Annotated in this window: 17 protein-coding genes; 2 read left to right on the top strand and 15 right to left on the bottom strand. The window is 38.4% G+C overall.

Features of this window, described 5'->3' with window-relative positions:
- Nucleotides 1–21: 21 nt before the first annotated feature.
- Nucleotides 22–1,755 carry an ABC transporter substrate-binding protein gene (locus BMW45_RS17470; protein ID WP_092246950.1) on the bottom strand — a complete coding sequence of 578 codons (1,734 nt, stop codon included), beginning with the start codon at nucleotides 1,753–1,755 and terminating at the stop codon, nucleotides 22–24.
- 273 nt (nucleotides 1,756–2,028) lie between these two features.
- Between BMW45_RS17470 and BMW45_RS17465 the strand changes: the two genes are divergently transcribed.
- Together BMW45_RS17465 and BMW45_RS17460 are read left to right on the top strand one after the other, a co-directional pair.
- Nucleotides 2,029–2,727, top strand: coding sequence for a FadR/GntR family transcriptional regulator (locus BMW45_RS17465; RefSeq protein ID WP_092246947.1), 699 nt, complete (start codon nucleotides 2,029–2,031; stop codon nucleotides 2,725–2,727).
- Between the two features lie 289 nt (nucleotides 2,728–3,016).
- Nucleotides 3,017–3,343 (top strand): substrate-binding domain-containing protein, encoded by a 327-nt coding sequence (locus tag BMW45_RS17460; protein WP_242883149.1) that lies wholly within the window; start codon nucleotides 3,017–3,019, stop codon nucleotides 3,341–3,343.
- A 299-nt stretch (nucleotides 3,344–3,642) separates the two neighbouring features.
- Here BMW45_RS17460 and BMW45_RS17455 read toward each other — a convergent pair whose 3' ends face one another.
- The 14 genes from BMW45_RS17455 to BMW45_RS17380 form a co-directional block, all read right to left on the bottom strand.
- On the bottom strand, nucleotides 3,643–4,419 hold the full coding sequence (locus BMW45_RS17455) for a hypothetical protein (RefSeq protein WP_092246944.1): 777 nt from the start codon (nucleotides 4,417–4,419) through the stop codon (nucleotides 3,643–3,645).
- 10 nt (nucleotides 4,420–4,429) lie between these two features.
- Complete coding sequence (locus BMW45_RS17450; protein WP_092246941.1) at nucleotides 4,430–7,048, bottom strand: Hsp70 family protein; 2,619 nt, start codon at nucleotides 7,046–7,048, stop codon at nucleotides 4,430–4,432.
- A gap of 173 nt (nucleotides 7,049–7,221) precedes the next feature.
- Nucleotides 7,222–7,500 carry a hypothetical protein gene (locus BMW45_RS17445; RefSeq protein WP_092246938.1) on the bottom strand — a complete coding sequence of 93 codons (279 nt, stop codon included), beginning with the start codon at nucleotides 7,498–7,500 and terminating at the stop codon, nucleotides 7,222–7,224.
- Nucleotides 7,501–7,882: 382 nt separating this feature from the next.
- Nucleotides 7,883–8,452 (bottom strand): hypothetical protein, encoded by a 570-nt coding sequence (locus BMW45_RS17440; RefSeq protein WP_092246936.1) that lies wholly within the window; start codon nucleotides 8,450–8,452, stop codon nucleotides 7,883–7,885.
- Nucleotides 8,453–8,656: 204 nt separating this feature from the next.
- A complete protein-coding gene (locus BMW45_RS17435) occupies nucleotides 8,657–9,214 on the bottom strand; it encodes a hypothetical protein (RefSeq protein ID WP_092246933.1) in 558 nt (185 codons plus the stop codon).
- 90 nt (nucleotides 9,215–9,304) lie between these two features.
- On the bottom strand, nucleotides 9,305–10,723 hold the full coding sequence (locus BMW45_RS17430; RefSeq protein ID WP_166433411.1) for a PspC-like choline-binding domain-containing protein: 1,419 nt from the start codon (nucleotides 10,721–10,723) through the stop codon (nucleotides 9,305–9,307).
- A 248-nt stretch (nucleotides 10,724–10,971) separates the two neighbouring features.
- Nucleotides 10,972–11,562 carry a hypothetical protein gene (locus BMW45_RS17425; protein WP_092246927.1) on the bottom strand — a complete coding sequence of 197 codons (591 nt, stop codon included), beginning with the start codon at nucleotides 11,560–11,562 and terminating at the stop codon, nucleotides 10,972–10,974.
- A gap of 267 nt (nucleotides 11,563–11,829) precedes the next feature.
- The gene (locus BMW45_RS17415; RefSeq protein WP_092246920.1) at nucleotides 11,830–12,642 is read right to left on the bottom strand and encodes a PdaC/SigV domain-containing protein; all 813 of its coding nucleotides are present in this window, start codon (nucleotides 12,640–12,642) and stop codon (nucleotides 11,830–11,832) included.
- Nucleotides 12,643–12,754: 112 nt separating this feature from the next.
- A complete protein-coding gene (locus BMW45_RS17410) occupies nucleotides 12,755–13,939 on the bottom strand; it encodes a PAAR-like protein (RefSeq protein ID WP_092246917.1) in 1,185 nt (394 codons plus the stop codon).
- Between the two features lie 1,071 nt (nucleotides 13,940–15,010).
- Nucleotides 15,011–15,646 (bottom strand): hypothetical protein, encoded by a 636-nt coding sequence (locus BMW45_RS17400; RefSeq protein ID WP_092246913.1) that lies wholly within the window; start codon nucleotides 15,644–15,646, stop codon nucleotides 15,011–15,013.
- 230 nt (nucleotides 15,647–15,876) lie between these two features.
- The gene (locus BMW45_RS17395) at nucleotides 15,877–16,647 is read right to left on the bottom strand and encodes a hypothetical protein (protein WP_092246910.1); all 771 of its coding nucleotides are present in this window, start codon (nucleotides 16,645–16,647) and stop codon (nucleotides 15,877–15,879) included.
- Nucleotides 16,648–16,662: 15 nt separating this feature from the next.
- On the bottom strand, nucleotides 16,663–17,964 hold the full coding sequence (locus BMW45_RS17390; RefSeq protein WP_092246907.1) for a PAAR-like protein: 1,302 nt from the start codon (nucleotides 17,962–17,964) through the stop codon (nucleotides 16,663–16,665).
- A gap of 32 nt (nucleotides 17,965–17,996) precedes the next feature.
- Nucleotides 17,997–18,572, bottom strand: a complete 576-nt coding sequence (locus tag BMW45_RS17385; protein ID WP_242883147.1) for a hypothetical protein — start codon at nucleotides 18,570–18,572, stop codon at nucleotides 17,997–17,999.
- A gap of 18 nt (nucleotides 18,573–18,590) precedes the next feature.
- Nucleotides 18,591–19,862, bottom strand: coding sequence for a contractile injection system protein, VgrG/Pvc8 family (locus BMW45_RS17380; RefSeq protein WP_092246904.1), 1,272 nt, complete (start codon nucleotides 19,860–19,862; stop codon nucleotides 18,591–18,593).
- Nucleotides 19,863–19,885: the final 23 nt, after the last annotated feature.

Below are 19,885 nucleotides of genomic sequence, written 5' to 3'. Positions count from 1 at the left end.
ATATGCTTTATCAATGAGAGATTACTTAATATTTGCATCATGGGGAAACTGATTGATGAAAAAGCATCTTGTATATCTGATATTTGCTGTATTGACCTTCATATGATCCATGGTTTCGATCGCCTTTGCTTCATCCGTAGACTTAGACCAAGCATAGTCAATCTTGCCGGCTCCCGCATTCTTTACGAGGTTTGCATCATTTTCACCGCTTGCAGACATGTAAATTGTCTCGATATTACCGTTTCCTGTCTTATAATATCCATCCCATCTTTTCAGTGTCGCGTAATTGTTCAGAACGACTTCATCAACCCTGTATGGTCCTGACCCAATTGGTTTCTGCCAGAATCCATCCTGCTGGAGAGCCGCCGGGTCTGCTTTTTCAAGGCAGTGTTTGGGAAGAATGGGCCACTGGGCAAATACCTGAAGTGCATTGGCTGAAACCTGATCAAAATTGACCGTGATCTTATTCCCATCGGTCACTATACCTTCCAAATGATCTGTTTTTCCGTCAATAAAGTCCTGGGCGCCATGGATTGCCTTCATGACTTCCGAAGCAACTGCATTGGTACCGGGAGCTTTAAGCATCAGTTCAATCGTAAACTGGACATCCTCTGCCGTAAGAGGTTGGTCATCGTGCCATTTTAAATTGTCACGAAGCGTAAACTCGATGGATTTGGAATCCTCACTCACCTTATAGTCCTGGGCCAGCATACCTTCCTTAGGATTTAAATTCTCATCTGCATTTATAAGCTTATCAAAAATCAGTTCCGTATTAATCAGGAGCCCCGGATTTACCAATGGGTACCAGAAAAATTCCTGCGGACCGCCATTTGTATACAAAGTACGATCATCTCGGCTGATTTTCCAATCCAGGATGTGCTTCTCATATGAGAACTGATCGTTCCCGAATCCTGCCCCTGCCATATCAAGATCTTTGCTGGTATAAATAAAGCAGACCTGATGATAAAGAGGCAGTGCAACAACATTCTCTGCTACATAATTCTGGATTTCACCGAACGCTTTTTTCTGCTCATCCGTATCCATGGTCCCGTTGGCTGAAACAATTAATTCGTCAAGCCCCTCCTGCTTCGGAACGGTGGAGTTATTGGAAGCGGTCGAACTGAATCTGTTATAGAATTCGGATTCTGCCAATGCAGCCACTGCAGCATAAGCCAAATCCCACTTTACTGCAGAAGGACCCTTTACCCGATCCACCGGAGGTACCCAAAGCTGTGCAGCCAGATCGCCTTCCAGCTTTCTGAACTGGGCCTTTACCCCTACCTCCTGCCAGTACTGTCCAATGATGGTCATCAGGTCAACGGTCTGCTGATCATCGTAATAATATACCACATCAAGGGTATAATCCGATGGCCAGCCAGCTTCCTTTAAAAGCTCCTTTGCCTTTTCCGGATCGTACTTATATGTAGGGATGTCTGCATTCAGCCAGTCCCCGGGGGCGGTAAAACTTTTTGCTGCCTCCGCTTTGCCGTTAAACAGTGTCTCAACAATTGCATCCATGTCAATCGCATAAGCCAGGGCCTGTCTGACTCTTAAATCCGCAAGCGGGGTCCCAAGCTCCTCACTGCTTCCTGTACCCTGATTCCCAGCCGTCGAATCCCCAGATTTGGCATTCTCTGTCTTAGCCCCGGTTGCTGTTGTCTCTGATGCTGGCTGTTGTTTTCCGCTGCAGCCGATCAAAAGTGAAGCTGCCAGAGATGCCGCACATAAAATGCTTACAAGTTTTTTTTGTTTCATAAATAACCTCCCTTTCCTTTTTGTACTTTGTAGTATAAACTATAAAATCGTAACTGATATTTTAAGTTTAATTAACTTTTTTTAAAATGTCAACCAACAACCTCACGGAATATCGAGTTATTATTTGTGTATTATTCACATATTTTTCTTTCAAAATCTTTTTATTTTAGTTTTTATGTTTCTTTTATTGACACGTTTCTATTTATAAACTATAATATTTAAGAAAGTTATTACTTTGTACTACAAATATAATTAAGAATGGATCGTTGACTTATGAAAAATTTAAAAACCAGAAAGCTGTATTTACAGGTATACGATGAAATCAAACAATATATCAAGGAGCATAATCTACAGCCAGGAGATAAGCTTCCCACCGAAATGGAAATCTGCGAGTCATTAGGGGTAAGCCGGAACGTGCTCAGAGAAGCACTCAAATCCCTGGAAATCACCGGCGTCGTGACCTCCAAGCCAGGGGTCGGCATCATCATCAGAGAATTTAACTCCGACTTTTTCATGTCTTCACTGATTTCTCACGTAGACGCTTCCAATGACAGCAAGATCAAGGATTATATTGAGGAATTGCGTCATGTCCTGGAGCTGGGTTTTGATCAGAAAGCCTTCTACAGTCTGGGACTGGCAGATATTGACCGGATGAATGAACAGGTGACCATCATGCAAAGTCATCTGGGTGTGGATAATGGCGGAACAAAGCCCCTGGGCATTGAATTTGCAAAAGCAGATGCCATGTTCCATAAAACCATGTTTTCCAAAGTGGATAATGTGCTCCTCTCTTCTATCATTGATTTCTTCTGGGCTTATGACAAATATTACAACACGAAGCTCTCCTCGAAATCCATTGAGATAACGATTGAAAAGCATGAGCGCATTATCAAGGCCCTCTATGATCACGATTACGAAAAGTTTCATCAGGCCATGATTTACCACTTCACTTATGAATATCAAAAAAAATAGGCACCGCTATGACATGGTTGTTTTCCACTAAATTCACGTCAAATGATACCTTGGAAATTATTTAGTACAAACGAAAGTATGAGGAAATTAAGGCTGCCGACGATGTTTCCGGGGATAAAGAAGATAAATACATCAATAAAACGAATGACATGCACATGGAATCAGAACAATCAAAATTAGAATGCGGCACTTGTAACGATCTGTTCGCCGTTTGATACTTATATGAAATTTCGCCTATAGATATTTTATTGCCTATAGATACTTGGACAGTGTTACCAGTTTCAGGGAAATGATGGCCCATCCGGAAGGCGAACGGCCCACCGCTATTTTCTGCAGCAATGACAAGATTGCCATGCAGGTAATTAACGAGCTGCAGCAGTCTGGCTTTAAGGTGCCTGAAGATGTTTCTGTCATAGGTTTTGACAATCTGATTACATACGGCTTTTCCTACCGGGGGCCGCGGATCACCAGCATTCAGCAGCCTTTGTATCAGATCGGGTACGACAGCATCCTGTCCATAGATGGGATGCTTCAGGGCAGTATCACAACTCCTATTAACAAATTTTATCAGACTACTTTGGAGGAGCATGAGACGGTGTGCTTTTGCACGGAATAAATGATAGGGGGTTTATTAAGGAAACTTGCAGATAAACAAGTGATAAAATAGAAGTTTAGTTGTTTTGGAATTGTCAAGTCTTTACAAATACTTAGTTTGATATTATTCAGCCAACACCAGGGCATGCATTTTATCTAGTTTCTGAATTATTGGATTCATAATCCAGTATTTTCAACATGCCCTTGGGTTGCCAGAAATTTAGTGCTTATTAATCCAACTATATTTTGGTATCAATACCATTTTCAATTGCTAATTTACATTGGCAGTATCTTATATTTCGATCCTACTGGCTGGTTTGCTTAATCTACAAGTATCCTGCGTCTTTCCTTCCTGATGCTTATGCCCTTTTCCTCACCCTTCTGTATGTCATCAATTATGGAACACATGGATTGGTACACAGACAGGTTATCCATTGCTTTATCCCAGCCGCCCCCACACCGATGTCTGACATAGGCAGTTAATGCTTGGACCGGTACTGCTCCTGGCTGGCTTAAGCACAGATACGCAAATGACCGGTCCTCAGGTTGACTGTTCCTACTTTCCAGAACAGTTCTGGCGAAATATCTGGTAACTGCAGGAGCAATACTTCTTCCTCCCAGACCTCCCCAGCTCCCATAAATCAGTTTGATGGTATCATACCCGGTTATCATGTCTGAAAAGCCTGTGTACTGACTCCTTAACTGCGCCCCTTTCCTTAAATGAAAACGGCAGAGTTCAAATTCATCTTCGTCTTTTGCTTCATTTTGATCCAGTAAAAGCATTGTACGGTACGCGATATAATCAGGAGAAGACCGGTCAATCTCTGCTTTTATTTTCAAAAACTGCATCTGCTCCAATGGAGTATATTCAATCACTTCTTCCTCCATCATCAAGCAGATAAACGGTCCGTATTTCATAATTCCCGGGCTTACTACCAGTTTATCCCCCCGGACTGTTATATCGCATCCCCGAAGGATCCCCTGGCTATATTCCTGATATTCCAGTTGGAGGTGTGCAAAGGAATAATCCCGGAGTGACCATAGCAACTCCTTTTTTAATATACGGTTTCGTTCAAACAATGGATATAGATTCTGCATAAGCTCCTCCTTATTTCATCCCATCAAAAAAGTTTTGAACCCATTTTTCATTTTCAAAATAGAACTCTTCTTCTACTCCAAGATACAGCTTTCCAATCTTCCGATATACCGGTACTACCGAAAATATCAGGTCCATGGGGCTGGCCCATATGAAGAACTTTACTTCATTTTCCACGATATCATCCGTGTCTGCCTGAAGGATATGTTCCCCATGTTTCTTCTTAATTTCCTCATAACTCTTTTCTTCAAAATCAGCCAGGGAACTGTGGCAGGTATATTGGTACCGATCTTTTCCTTCCATGTCTTTTAAATACAGCTTGAGTGTTAAGTCTTCCATATTCCTGGATATCATTCCGCTCCGGCTGTTCCGTTCCAAATGCCGGATCAGTTCCACCTCTTCCCCATTATGGGTAAAGGCTGTGATCCGGTAAGGCAGGGCCGATTCTCCGGTATGGATGGCAATCTCTGCAAATCCATACTTCTTATCCTTCAAATAACAGAGTGCCCCATCCACACAGGTCATCTTCAATTCAAAATTCTTCGTCTGATCTCCTCTCTTCCGCTTAAACTGGATCGTCCTTCCCGGCACAAACTCCTTTAAGGCATCCCGGAATATGTCGATCTTACAGGATTGTCCGGTCAGTTTGATGATAGAATACTCACCCAGCTTATCCTCCTCATACATTGGTTCCATAAACTGACGGATAAGCCCATAAATATCTCCCTTTAACAATAATTCCAGCACATAGACATTGAAATATACCGCAGGAAACTCCTTAATGGTTTCAAGCCCTCTTTCTGTATATCCGGACAGCTTCCACTTGTCCACAGAAATCCAGGTTACAGTATCATCCTTTACCGGCTGGGAGGATAACACGGTCCTGAGTGTTCCCACATGGTCGTAAAACTCTTTCTTCACTGTTTCCGCCAGGCGGAACAGGAAATAAAAGTTGTTCTTTACCTTATAATAATCCGCCCTGCTCCTATTCTCAAATTCACGGAAACGGGTGGGCAGAAATTCCTCCGCTTCTTCATAATTTTTCTCCAGTTCCCTATACAGTTCTTTCGTACCGTGCTGGTCTACGTAACGGAATACATCCATGTCGTATCCATCCAGAATATGCCCTTCCTGATTCAAATTCATCGGATACAGTCGATTCACGATTGCTATTTTTAACAACTGCATGATCCGATAGGTCAGGTTATTTCCCCCGAAATCCGTATCCCCATTCTCATAGGAAGTGTCAATCTCTACCCTATAAGCCATGCGCCTGTCCCAAATCCGGAACCTGCAGGAACACAGGTCAGTAGTTCCGCCGCCACAGTCAATAATCAGAGCCTTATACTCTTCCCCTTCCTCCACTGTGCCTTTCCGGATCATTTCGGATATAGTGTTGTACAAAACAGACACGCCTTCGTCGATCATGTCCTTTCCTTCCACTCCGTAGTCTGGCAGAATTTCTGCAAACAGTTTCTGGAACCGGGCTTTCTGCTTCACCGGGCAGGAAATATGTACTGTCTGGACCTCACACTTGAACCGGTCTCTTACCGCTTGAATGACATAGTCAAAATACTCTTTCAGGATTTCCTTTCTGGAAACAAATCCCCTTCTCCCCTGGCAGTCTGTGATTTCTTCCTGCCTTTCATAGTCTCCGATCCAACGCTTAATGTCATAGAATACGCAGAAACCCTCGTCAATATAGCTGGAATCTGCCAGGCGTATGGCCTCATATCCAAACAGAAACTTCGGTCTCCCGGCTTCTACAGAAAGTACTCCTACCACGCTGGGAAACAGGGTGGTTTCCTGCCAGTCTCCGGAGGTATCGTAGAACAGGGCATAGTTAATGTCATTTTCTTTTAGTTCTCTTTCCCCGTCATTCACCCCGGCTTTTTCAAAATACTGGTTATCCAGATAGACCCCAGCTGTCGTATTGGTGGTTCCAAAGTCCATGGCTATGGGCATGGATAAAGGAACCGGCTTCCTTACATCAAAATCCAGAAGCTGGACCCGGTAAACCTCCATATGCTCCGGCATGTAACTGTATCTTCCATTATAAATATCATAAAGCATCTCCGATTCCCGCCGCCCCATACAGTACAGGCTGTAGTTCTTGACACTGGATTCCCGGCAGGTAATCTCTGCAGCTTTGACTAAGTGCAGGCAGTCTGTCCGATCCCCCATGGGCATTAGATTTAAGATTGCACAGACTGTCATATCTCCCCCTACTACCAGGACGTTGGTACCAGCCAGCTCCTTGTCATAAGGCAGCGTCAGACCGTCATAAAAGCCGATTGCAAGCCCTTCATAAGCCACAATCCTGGAGCTGCATTGCAATCTGATATCCTGCTTTTCCTGAAGTTTTGTTCCCCGCAGCACCCCTTCCAGAGCCTGCAGGCCATTCTCATCCTGTTTCTGGATCAGGAAGTATTCATCCGCCCCCCGGTACCTTAAGATAACCCGGATCAGTTCTTCTTTATCCATTGGATCTAAAACCCCATGGATGACTTTCTCTTTACGGCAGATTTCACGCAATTGGAATGTCGTCATCAGTTCCAGGTCTGCTTTGTGATAGCGTTTGTCTGGAGTTTTATCTTCCTGCCGCTTTAACATATATCCGTATTTGTCCATCTATTTTCCCCTTAATCATTCGTTTAAACTTTTAATATAACAATTGCATCATTTAAAAACCCACAACATACTGAGTAAAATATACCAGTCCGTGATAAAGCCATTACCTTTTTGCATATTCATTTAAATCCACTCCGCCCCGACCTTCCCACGAGGTTACCTTCACTTATTCTCTACTCTATATAATTTGAATAACGATATTCTTTTCCAGTCTTGCTATTATGCCATGTCTGCTCTTGTTGGTTTTCTTTCATAAACCATTCAGAAAACGAATAGCGTCCTGAATCAAACTCCTCCCGTACCGCTCCCCGAAAGTCTATATGAAACTCAACCCAAGCAGAACGATCTTTTAAATAGCTTGACATTGGTTCATGGTTAATTCTTTTTAATATCTCAACGAAAATACTTTCTACTTTTTCAGCATCTATTTCTTTTTTTAGAACAATTTCCATTGAATAAAGTCTTCCTTGACTTATGTGTAACTTTAAGCTATCTATTTCTGGATATTCCCTATACATTTCTGTTCTAACCCCATAAAACACCGAGTTTATAATTTGATCATAGATTTTTCACCAGCCGTGATAACCAACACAATGATCAAAAACCAAATTCGGCTTTTCTTTACTTTTATAAAAAGTCCCAATAAAATAGCACAAATCATGAAAAGAATCATTACTGCTATTAGTAATGGGATTAAATTGAAATATTCCATAAGCTATACTCCTGTTCAAAACTCGTAGTCACTGGGTTGAACGTCCATCAGTCCTTGGTAAACCCCTTCATTTTGACATATTCATCTAAATCCACTTCTCCTCATCCCCCATAAGGATACTTTCACTCATTATTTATTCCATTATAATCTGAATAATAGTACCTTTTTGCTGTTTTGCTGTTTTCCCACATTTGCTCTTGTTGATTTTTTTCTGTAAACCAGTCTGAATGAGGATATGGCCCTGAAGTAAATCTTATATAATTTTTTCCATAAAATTCTATATCAAAAATTACCCAACTATTATTTTTGAGATTAGAACTACCTTTTAAATAGCTTGACATTGGTTCCTTATTAATTTTATTTAGTATATCAATAAATATATTTTCTATATTTTCATCTTCTATCTCTTCTTCTATGTAAATATTTATTGATCCAAAGCGCCCTCCATAACTCATACCTAATTCTATATTATTTATTCCTGAATATTCTCTGCAAATTTCTTCTTTAAAGTTATAAAACACCGAATTTAGAGTCTGGTCATAGATTATGACTCCGGCTATGATAATCAACACAATAATAAAAAACCAAGTCCGACTTTTCTTTACTTTTATAAAAAAAACCAATAAAATAGCATTAATCATAAAAAAAATCATTGATGCTATAAGTAATGGAATTAAATTAAAATACTCCATAAGCTTTTCTCCTGTTCAAAACTCGCAGTCACTGAGCTGAACGTACTTATAAGATATAATTGATCGTAATATAACAGTCCATGGTAAACCCCTTCATTTTGTATATATTCATCTAAACTAACTTCTCCTCAGCCCCCATAAGGATACTTTCACTCGTTATTTATTCCATTATAATCAAATAAGCAAGAACACATAGAAAAACGATCATTCTATATAATCTGAATAATGATATTCCTTACCAGTATCACTATTTCTCCATGTCTGCTCTTGCTGATTTTCCTTTGTAAACCAATCTGAATGCTGATATAGCTTTGACTCAAATCTGCCCTGGCTTACTCTAAAAAAGTTTATTGTTAAATAGCACCAATGGTTATTTTTACGATTAGAACTACCTTTTAAATAGCTTGACATTGGATCTTGATTAACTCTTTTTAATACTTCGATAAATATATTTTCTACTTCTTCAGCTTCTATCTCCTCTTTTAGATCGACATCTATTATGCAAACACTTCCTCCATTGATAATACGCAACTCTATGTTTTTTATTTCTGAATATGTCCTACACATTTCTGTTTCAAACCCATAAAACACCGAATTTATAATCCGGTCATGGATTTTTACACCTGCTATAATAACCACCGCAATAATCAAAAACCAGATTCGGCTTCTCTTTACTTTTATAAAGGTTATCAATAAAAAAGCACAAATTAGAAAAAAAATTGTTACTAATAGCAATAAAGAGGTTAGGTTGAAATACTCCATAGGTTTTCCTCCTATTCTTAATTTGTGGTCACGGGGCTAAACGCCCCGACACTACGATATCTATTGCAACATATAACTTTTATTATATTATTACTCGAAATATAACAGTCCTTGGTAAACCCTTTCATTTTGTATATATTCATCTAAATCCACTTCTCCCCAGCCTCCCCATGAGGATACCTTCACTTTTGCCGTATCGTTGATTTCATCTACCTCCAACTCTGTAATTGTTACCCAGTGTAACTTAAACGAGTTACCTGATATTTCACTTCCATCTGGTTCTGTGATGGTTACGTTGTTGCTTCCAGCTGTTCCAATCAGCATTGCTACGGGAGAGTCTTTTTCTAAACCTTCTTTAATGTAATCAATTATAGTTTCACGAGTGAATGAATAAAGGTATTTACTTACTGCATGAAGTTCCACGTCTCTGTCTCTCGAAAATTTTTCGATACCATCCTCCATCATACCAATAGGCCATACACCCAAAGGCTGACTTTTGATGTGGCGTGGAGTAACATATTCATACATGTCTTCCATATGTAATAAAAAATTAGCCTTTGTATAATCTGAATAGGCATACATCTCTTTATATTTTGAATTATGCCTTGCCAAATATGCCACAATATTGGCAGAGGCTACTGTTCCACATCCTCCCTCTTGAGCAACTTTCTCTTTTTTCTTATCATTCGGCCATTTATACCATGCCTGATTCCCACCATAATATTTTTTACCTTCTTCATCAACAATCTCCACAAACCTCTTAGAATCGCTCAAAGCAATCTTAATAACCCCATCTTTAATCTCCCTGCATACCCCATTTTCATCTGCTTTAAATTTCTTTTTTGATACCGGGTCAACGACAACTTCATTAACCGCCATACTCCCATCTTCTTTTAGAAAATAGTTCTTCCCCTTCCAATATACTAATTTGGTAGTAACCATTTCCCCTTTCAAATTAAAATAATACCATTTTCCTTTATATTCCAACCATGTGTTGGTAATTGTGTATCCATAGTCATTACCATTTGAAGCCTCTGCTTTCGTCTTGAAATAATACCATTTTCCACCTATCTCTCTCCAACCAGTCACCATATATCCGGCTGACTCTTCCTTTTTCAGATAGTACCACAAGCCTTTTATTTGCATCCAGCCAAGTGCCATATGTCCGGCTGTTTCGCACCCGTTCACTACGTTCGATATAAAGTAGTACCAGCGTTTTTCTATCTCTTTCCAGCCTGTTACCATATATTCATCTGAATCCAGATAGTACCATGCCTTATCCTTGCTTATAAATACCCAGTCACTTTTTACATAATGCCCATCTTTATAATATTTCCACTTTGCACCTTCCGGCGCCCCATATGGTACCCATTGACTAGCTATTCCCATGGCATCAGGTACCTTATTGTCCAGTATTTCATAGTAATATGGATAAGCTCCATCTGTAAAATCCCGACTTATGACATTAAATTGAACAGCATAATTGCCTGTTGCTGCATCTTTTGTCATAAGTACCTGATTTACACTGGCCATGGAACCCAACAAGGAAGACAAGACAGGATTCATGTTCGCCGGATCGATTACCACCGGAACACTTCCCAGAGCTTTTAATAAACAGTTTCTGAAATCTGGTGAAAGCTGAATATTTTCCTGGGATTGAGGAAAATGAATTCCATATTGAGTCCCTTTTAAATAAGTTATATCCCCACATCCATTAAACTCATTTCCCATATGAAAAGAACTTTGTTTTTTCCCCATTACTCTTCTCTCCTTTCTGTCACCTTATGATCTATAATCTTTAAGTTATCCATATAATCTCCGCTCAATATTAGAAATTCGTTTTCTAATCGCAGTGGGCTATCCATAATCAAACTAACCGCTTGTTTAAATAAATTGCGGAAACATTCCTGAAGCAGAGTCCAATCATCATATAATAATTTCTGTTTCAAGAAAAATAGTTCAAAGTCCTCTAATCTCAAAAATTTTATTCGTAATAATTTTTCAACTGCCTCCATATCCTGAACTATATTTTCATAAACTAATTCAGGATACCAGTAAACCAGACTTTTTTTTTCATCCATATATAGCATGACACTACTCATTCCGAGTATTGTCTCATAACTTTCTGTATAGCCGCTGCTGATTAAGCGACACAAAAAAATATTTTTCAGTTTAACCGCATTGTCTTCTTTTTGTCGCTGCAGTTGCTCAGCTATTAATATATCAAGCTTTTCATGAAATGCCGACTCTAGTTTTATAAGGTTATTTTCTAAATAAATTTTCTTTATTCTCAACCGTTCCGTCCTGTAATCTTTTAAGTATTCTTCCATTTCCTTCCTTCGATCCATCTTATCCTCCCTTGTACAACTTCAAAATCAATACAAAATTGTTTTGACGTTCAGTTTCTCGACTATCCATGAAAATTGCATAAATTAAACTGTGGTACAGTGTAATCCGTTTCATTAATTAGTCGTTTCCAGTCCTCTTTACTAATAACCAGTTCAATATTGCGTTCCAAATTAGCAATCATATTTAAGCCTTTAGAACAAAGAGTTATAATCTTTCCCGCCCTCTCAATTCCATTTACCACTGAAACCTCTACAATCTCTATGTCATCAATTATTGTTTGAAATGGAACTCCAGATTAAATTGTCTTCTCTCATAGAACTCTTTAAGTCTTTATAGTCCGAGGAAAACCGGTAATAATCACCAATAGGTAATATAATAATAAAATTTTCCTTAGTAAAATAGAAATTATCATCATTCATTTCAAAGTTGCTTTTATAATTATCAAATATTTCTTTTAAAGCAATTTCTTCAACTCCTATTGTATCCACATCAATGCATTTAAAAAAACGATAATCTAATTTTTCTTTAAAAGAATCTTGAAAAATATCAGCAAAAGTAATTTTTTTTCCAGATGTTAAATCAATATTCACAGAATACACCCAATTGATACCATTAGCATTTCCTTGAGCATAAAGATATCCTTCAAATTTAATACTAATCACAGTGTTCGTCGCATATTCTATTGTATAATCTACGGTCCATTCGGTGCCTTGAACTATTCCGTTGTTAGTTTTAACAATGTTGTTATACGGTTTTAATGCAGTCTCTTTTATTAGTGTATTAACTTTATTTTGTAATTTCATAGTCGACAGACCTGATATTTCAGGATACGAAATATAAATATTAATTTGTTTGATAACATCTGAATTATCGTAACTTTTTGTACTAATATCAAACTCTCCAAGCTGTACGGCTTCAATTTCACTTTTACTCTCAATTAATTCTTTATCCAATCCTTTATTAAACTCTGGAGTAGTTCTATTTGTAGTATTATCCAAAGAGCTAACGAATGAGTTTGATCCGCAGGCACAGGCTGATAAAACGAAAATTATCAAGATGACATATACTCTTTTATTCATATCAAACTCCTTTACTACTAACTAAGTAATATACCAATTAATTTATATTAAATAGCACTTGTCTTTTTGTTTCTTGTAATAAATTATAGTAAGCAGAATATATCTTAAATAATTATTTAATATTTGGTACAACCTTGTTATAATAAATATCTGCTCTTATAGGAAAAGACTTTGTGTCATATATATTCACAATCTCAGATAATCTATCCGGATTTACTTTTTCGTGACTTGCCACTTCATTTGCATTAGTAAATACACTCCAAAAAAATGCTGCACTTTCCCAAGCATATGTACTTGCAATACGTTTTGGGCCTTCTGACATAATTAACGGATCGTCAAGCCCTTTTGTTTCTTTCAAATAATCACTGAATTTTTGATAATTATACTTCCATGTTAGATGAATATATCCAGCACCGATGTATGGCCAATATTTTTTACTCTCTAAATATGATTTAGAGCCGATTTCTACCAAACCATCACCATATCCCTTTTTGTTCCAATCATCAGATTCATGGCTAGCTTGAGCAATGAAATGTCGAATGCTATTTATATCAGTGATGTCATACTCTGCTAGAACCCTATTTAATTCTTTAATCATCTCAGTTGTAACTACCTCCTCTCTCCAACCAATTGCTATAAGTTGTTCAGCAGTGACATATTCCTTACCTGATCCCTTGTTTCCCGGAACTTCAACTACACTTATAATCCCCCCATAAAAACAAGTTAGGAAATCTCCCGTAGTAATTGCATCAACATACGTTCCCACCGATTCATCCCAAATTTTAATTTTAGAACTCTTGCTCTTACTCCATCTTCCATTCAACATAGGGATGCATTTATGCAAGGTAGCCTTAGGCTGAGGCTGAGACTTTACTGTCACAACCGGCCTTTCCGGGTATCCGGCCGGTGCTGGTATCTTACAGCCTTCAAATGTATATATATTCTCATTTGCTTTACAGTCTGTACAAATCCCTATCGGGGTTCCATCCTTTTGCACCACTCCATGATCATGTAAAATATCAAATGCTGTCAATTTACTTCCTCCGCTACACCATAAAACGGACCCGCTCTTTACATATTTATTCTCTTTCTGAAACTGACCATAAAATGCATAATGTTTGGCCATCAGCTCCTTGACAGTTTGTTCATATTCCGACACATCACCATTGCAGGCATCTTTCCATTCCTTATATTGTTTAATAAGATTTCCCTGAAATTTGAACTCGAAATCTCCAATAAACACAGCCTCTTTGCTAACTGTAAATCCTGATTTAACCTTTGTCTTTTCATCCGTCATAATATTACTCCTTTATGATCTGGGAAAACTATGATATTGTTTTGACGTTCAGCTTCTGTACTGTCCATGAAAATTGTATTAAATTAAACGGCGGTACAGTGTAATCCATTTCGCTCTAATTAGTCGTTTCCAGTCCACTGACTGACTCCCAAAAAAAATTCTCATTCCTTATTGAAAAACTCCTATATGTGATTTTCTACGTTAATTGCATATACCCAGCGCCTCTATACCTAGCACCATCTCCTGCATACGTATGTTCGTATTCTGGTCTGAAATCTCTGTTGCTAAAATACTCTTCTGGGCTATTGCCATTATATTGTTCTATAAGTGTTTTCCCCTTTCCTGACTCGTGTTGTACCTGCGCCAAAAAGTATCTAATTCTTTCAATAGTATTAATTTCATATTTAAATAAAACTCGATTTAAGTCATTGACCATGGAGTCTGTAACACCAATCCACCCATCGCGCTCAATTGATGGGCGGTGACATATTCCTTCCCCTGCCCCTCAGGTGGAAACCCTACTGCTCGGATTAAAGTGTCTTATCATATTCTATTTTAAAAAGATTCCAACATACTTTCGGCAACAGAATAAGATAATCAAGCGAGATTTATTTTCTGAGACTCGTTCTTCAACCACAAAAGGGCAATATTATATTTAATTTTGTTCGACCTTTGTAACCCCGTTTGCCCTTGTGTGGCGTTCAAAACGAGCAAGTGGTATAGTTCCCCAACAGCCGCTTGATGTTAAAATTTGGGGCGTTTGTCGCCCAAATTTACTGCAATAGGCTTTTTACGCTAAACCAAGGTTGGAAACTGCACTTTCGTCTTCTGAATTTTTTGAGATTTTGAGCAAAATATACTCCGAAAAGATGAGTGTAAAGTCCAACGCCTGTAAACATGCCACCCGTTCCCCAAAAGCCCGCAATGCGGGCTTTTTCAGGCCTTCAAAAAGGTGCTGTGGTGTATGCTGTGATTAAAATCGTTGAACCAATAAAGGCAGTGGCAAAGTCTCAAAGCCGACTCTTGAATCAACTCTATGCAAATTCATAGTTACAGTTAGTAACTATGTTTTCACACCCTATGTGCCAAAATAATATATCCCCAAACTCCAACTAACATAACATTCTCATTTAACAGTACAATCTGAGTTCCAATAGGAGTAAAATAATTCTCCTTAAATGTAACTAAAAAATAAGCAAGTGGTATATCGCCCATATTTTCATAATCTTCCATTTTGTCAACCTTGATTCTCTCTTTTTCAACAAACTCATATAAATTTGGATATTCAAAGTCACCGTTGTTATTAAAATCATAAAATGTAAAATCCGATACCTCATACGTTGGTGAAAAAAATTTTTGTTCTCCTAGACGAAAGTATTCAGGAGTATACTCGACTTCATATCCAACATACTGCTTCTCGTTAAATATGTGCCCATCTCCCCAATTTTTCTCTCCAATATAATCCTTTGAGGTTAAAACAATTTTATCCAGACTCCAAGTGCCATATATCTTCAATTTTTCTATATCTAAATTTCCATTTGATTCTTGGTAATTATCCTTAGTTTCACTGCCAGATGGAGGAACTCCTTCTACAATATTTGGAAATTCAGTAATGCTATTCTCTGTTCCTGGATAAGATGGCCGTAGATTGCAAGATGTACTTATAATTATAAGCACAGCAAATAGAAAGAGTGCTTTTTTATTCATTTTCTTATTATCCTTTTAATATCCATTAATAAATACTTCCGCTTCTGCTAACCTTCTTGTCGGATTATCGTGCATACCGTAACCCTTCTAACTTCTGCTGGATCATAGAGTGCTGTAAAATCAAAACCGGCTCTGTGTAAGGTGCTTTTCAGCAGATCAATCCGAGTTTAAAGAACTTTGGGGGTTATTAAAAATAGCTCTATAAGCTAAAAAGTTGCATAAGGTAACTTCTATTTTTTTAACATATCAAGATATTTAGGATAAATCACATCTGCAATTTCGTTATATGGAATTTCTACAAAATTCTTTCCAGAACAAAAGACAATATTTTTATTTTCATCAATATACCAATTTGTCTCTCCTTGTGTGTCTATTAATCTATCAATAATCTCTTGAGGTGTAAATAAATGATATTCATCTTTTTCTTGTTCAGAAGTATATACCATAAACGCATCTTTAAAATTATGAAATGTCGGGTTTGCAGCACTGTCATAATTTGTTTCTATCTTAGTTCCGTCATTACTATTAATTAACCTTTCATCAACTACCATAAAATCGGACAACTCAATTTTCTTACCAGTTTTCATATCAATGGTGATGCAAAAAAATCTAGACGTATCACGCATAATGCCTTCATGCCCTAAATCCACTTCACCATATGAAACGAAGCTATACCAAAAACTAGCAATATATTCATTAGCGAAACCTACGTCACTACTAAACTCGTATACATAATCTGAATATGAGAAATCAACAATATATTTTCCCATATAATTTTTAGCACCAAATAAAACCTGGTCTTTTAAGAGTTGGTTTATTGTATCTTGCTTTTTTTCGTCCTTTAAATCAGCAATTTGAGGATACTCCACATAGGAACCGTTTTTAGTATATGAAATTATGCTAGTTGAGTAACTGTGATTATTCTTATCAACTAGGTAATATACTAGTAAAGCTAACAGAATAAAAATCACAGAATATACTACAAATTTTCTATTTTTCATTAATTACCTCCTCACTTAAAAAGGAAATACATACTTTTGCATCCACAAATTATAAGCGTCTTCTCTTAATTTGTACTCTTCATCACTCATTCCGAAGTTTACTACAGCAGTAACATTATGAATAATTCCTGTATCAGCTTTTCCGTTGAGATTACTTTTACTCCAATAGAACACTGCCGCTTCCCATGGGTAGTTCATAGCAATATACTCCGCACCTTTATTTACAATATCTGAGTCAGTTATTCCAAACTCTTTTTTCATCCAATTTTCAAGTTCAGAATATTGATAATCCCATGTTAGTTGTATAGCTCCACCACCACGATATTTTGAGCCATATTTGCTATACGTATCAAACCATTTATTAATATTTGTTCTGGTTGCAGTATCCGTAAATGGATATTTTTTCGAGCCCGGTCCTTCAAGAAATCTATTTCCATTGCTGGTTTCAGCAGCGCATTCAGCAAAAAAAGCACATATTCTTTCTTTGCTATCAATTTGATATTTCTCTAATAAAGAATTGATTTTATCAATATCTCCTTGATTAATCTCTCTATGTTTTCTCTCAATTTCTGATGGCATATCATTCATAGGACTATCTTTTCCTGTACCAACCACTTTATAACCACAATGAATTTTATTCCATCCCAAACTCTTCATTTGTTCAAGAGTTAGATACTCATTCCCCAACCTCTTAGTTCCATTCACCGTAGGAACCTCTACGATCTCTATAATCCCCCCATAAAAACACGTTAGGAAATCTCCCGTAGTAATTGCATCAACATACGTTCCCACCGATTCATCCCAAATTTTAATTTTAGAACTCTTGCTCTTACTCCAGCTTCCATTCAACATAGGTATACATTTATGCAAGGTAGCCTGAGGCTGAGACTTTACTGTCACAACCGGTCTTTCCGGGTATCCGGCCGGTGCTGGTATCTTACAGCCTTCAAATGTATATATATTCTCATTTGCTTTACAGTCTGTACAAATCCCTATCGGGGTTCCATCCTTTTGCACCACCCCATGATCATGCAAAATATCAAATGCTGTCAACTTACTTCCACCGCTACACCATAAAACGGACCCGCTCTTTACATATTTATTCTCTTTCTGAAACTGACCATAAAATGCATAATGTTTTGCCATCAGCTCCTTGACAGTCTGTTCATATTCCGTCACATCACCATTGCAGGCATCTTTCCATTCCATATATTGTTTAATAAGATTTCCCTGAAATTTGAACTCGAAATCTCCAATAAACACAGCCTCTTTGCTGACTGTAACTCCTGATTTAACCTTTGTCTTTTCATCCGTCATAATATTGCTCCTTTATGATCTGGGAAAACCCATTATATATCCTCCTCAACAGCCATGAATATCCGCTCAACAATCTCTATCCAGTGTTCCTTATCTTTTATACTACAGCTAAAGGTCCCATGAAGCACTGTCTTCCTCAGCCGGAGCAGATAAACACGGTTATAGCTCTGCCCATCCAACTGGTATCCTTTATACTCAAACCAGCTCATCTCATTTCCCTGATCTGTTTTTGTATCTGTCTGATTCTTAATTATGATTGATGGATTGATATTTTCCAGAGCATTCTGGAATTGACCAATCATGGTTTTTATCTCTCCTTCTTTCAGCAGCACAGGCAATTCATTAAAACTGATATTTACTGTGCTGCTTAAGCTGGTTAATATAAGAGCAGGTGCTTCCTGAGAAGGGTATTTTGCCTTTTTTACTTCCTCTGGCATAACCACAAATTGATCAGGCAGCGGCATACGGACTGAAAAATCCGGTAAATCGATCTGCGTAAAAGTAACTAACTCCTCTCCTGCATATATCCCGGTTTCTAATGTGGTATGCATCTGCCGCTCCATCTTCCTTTTGGCATCCAACAGTTCTTCGTCAAAATAATCCATCATTCTTTCACTGCCTTTCTTTTACCCCTGACAGATGTTAAGTTCATCTGGGGTACTTATCGTAATTTGTCTGGCCTTTAACCGTACCTTTCCTTCTGCTGCTATTTTCATTTCCTTTGATGTGCTTATCGTAACAGCGTGATCACTAAGGGATAATCTATGACTTCCACCCCTTGAGAATCTTACAGTTTCTCTTGACAAGCTGATGGAATTTCCATCTTCAATATCCATAGCCCTGTCTTTATAGGAACGGACCTCTTCCTGTTCTCTGTTTAAGCAGTGTATAACAGCCCCTTCCTGTTCATCCGCACCAAAGAAATATAAAAGCGCCCTTGCTCCCACTTCCGGCATGGCATAGAGAGCATTTCCCGTTTCCGGATACCAGGGAAAGAAATAATCTCCAGTATCCATTCCCTGATCAATATCCAACGCTATTTTAACTGATTCCCCTTTTATCTCTCTTATACTTCCCCAAAGCCCCAGGCCGGCAGGATGATTCATATGCTGTGTACCTGTCTGGCAGACCTCCATAATTTCCAGCGTATATGTAAAAACCAATTCTCCATGTTCGTAGCTACCCTTAACTTCCACGATTATCACATTTTGCTCCAGATAGGTCATCTGATCTCCGATTTTATAGTAATTCCTTCCTTCTGCCTGGAAGCGAATTCCTGCCTTACTTCCAATAGAACATATCTCTACAGTACACTGCTCTTCCGACAACGCTGGTACATCGTTCCCCTTTCTCATCCCAAACCATAAATTTGGATATCCGGTTTCTATATCTGGAATAATATAATTTCCCAAGCGCCGCCCCAAGCGTTCTACAAATTGCCAAGCCGTTTCTTCATAGCGGATGACTGGGCTTCCGGTCTTTTTGTCACTCCCTTGGTTACGTATCACCTGTCCACCTTCTGCCTGAACCGCCTCTCTGACCACTTCACCATAAGTCTTTGCCGGATCCAGGAAAGATCGGCTGGATATCTGCCGGTCCAGAAGACAGGAAGCGGACATTGCCTCTAGAAATAGCTGACTGGTATTTCCTACGTTCTTTATCTCCGCGTCCACAATGTATCCGTGATATATGGTCTGTATCTTCCCGTCAGACTCCAACCAGACTTTTACACGGCTGCTATAAGATTGTCCCGGATCCCACAGGAAACTCCTGTCTATATACCCTTCCAGCTTAAGCAAAGCATGGCAATCAGGTTTCCAGCAATAGTGAAAACTTACCACACGCAGAATCGGAATATCCGTTTCCATCTTTAGATTCCCTGCAAGTTTAATCTCCATTTTTTCCCCTACTCTCAATTAAT

This window comes from Lacrimispora sphenoides, from assembly GCF_900105215.1.
In the GTDB taxonomy this organism is placed as follows: Bacteria; Bacillota; Clostridia; order Lachnospirales; family Lachnospiraceae; genus Lacrimispora; species Lacrimispora sphenoides_A.
The sequence above is the reverse complement of the archived record's forward strand: the minus strand, read 5'-3'. Positions and strand labels throughout refer to the sequence as shown.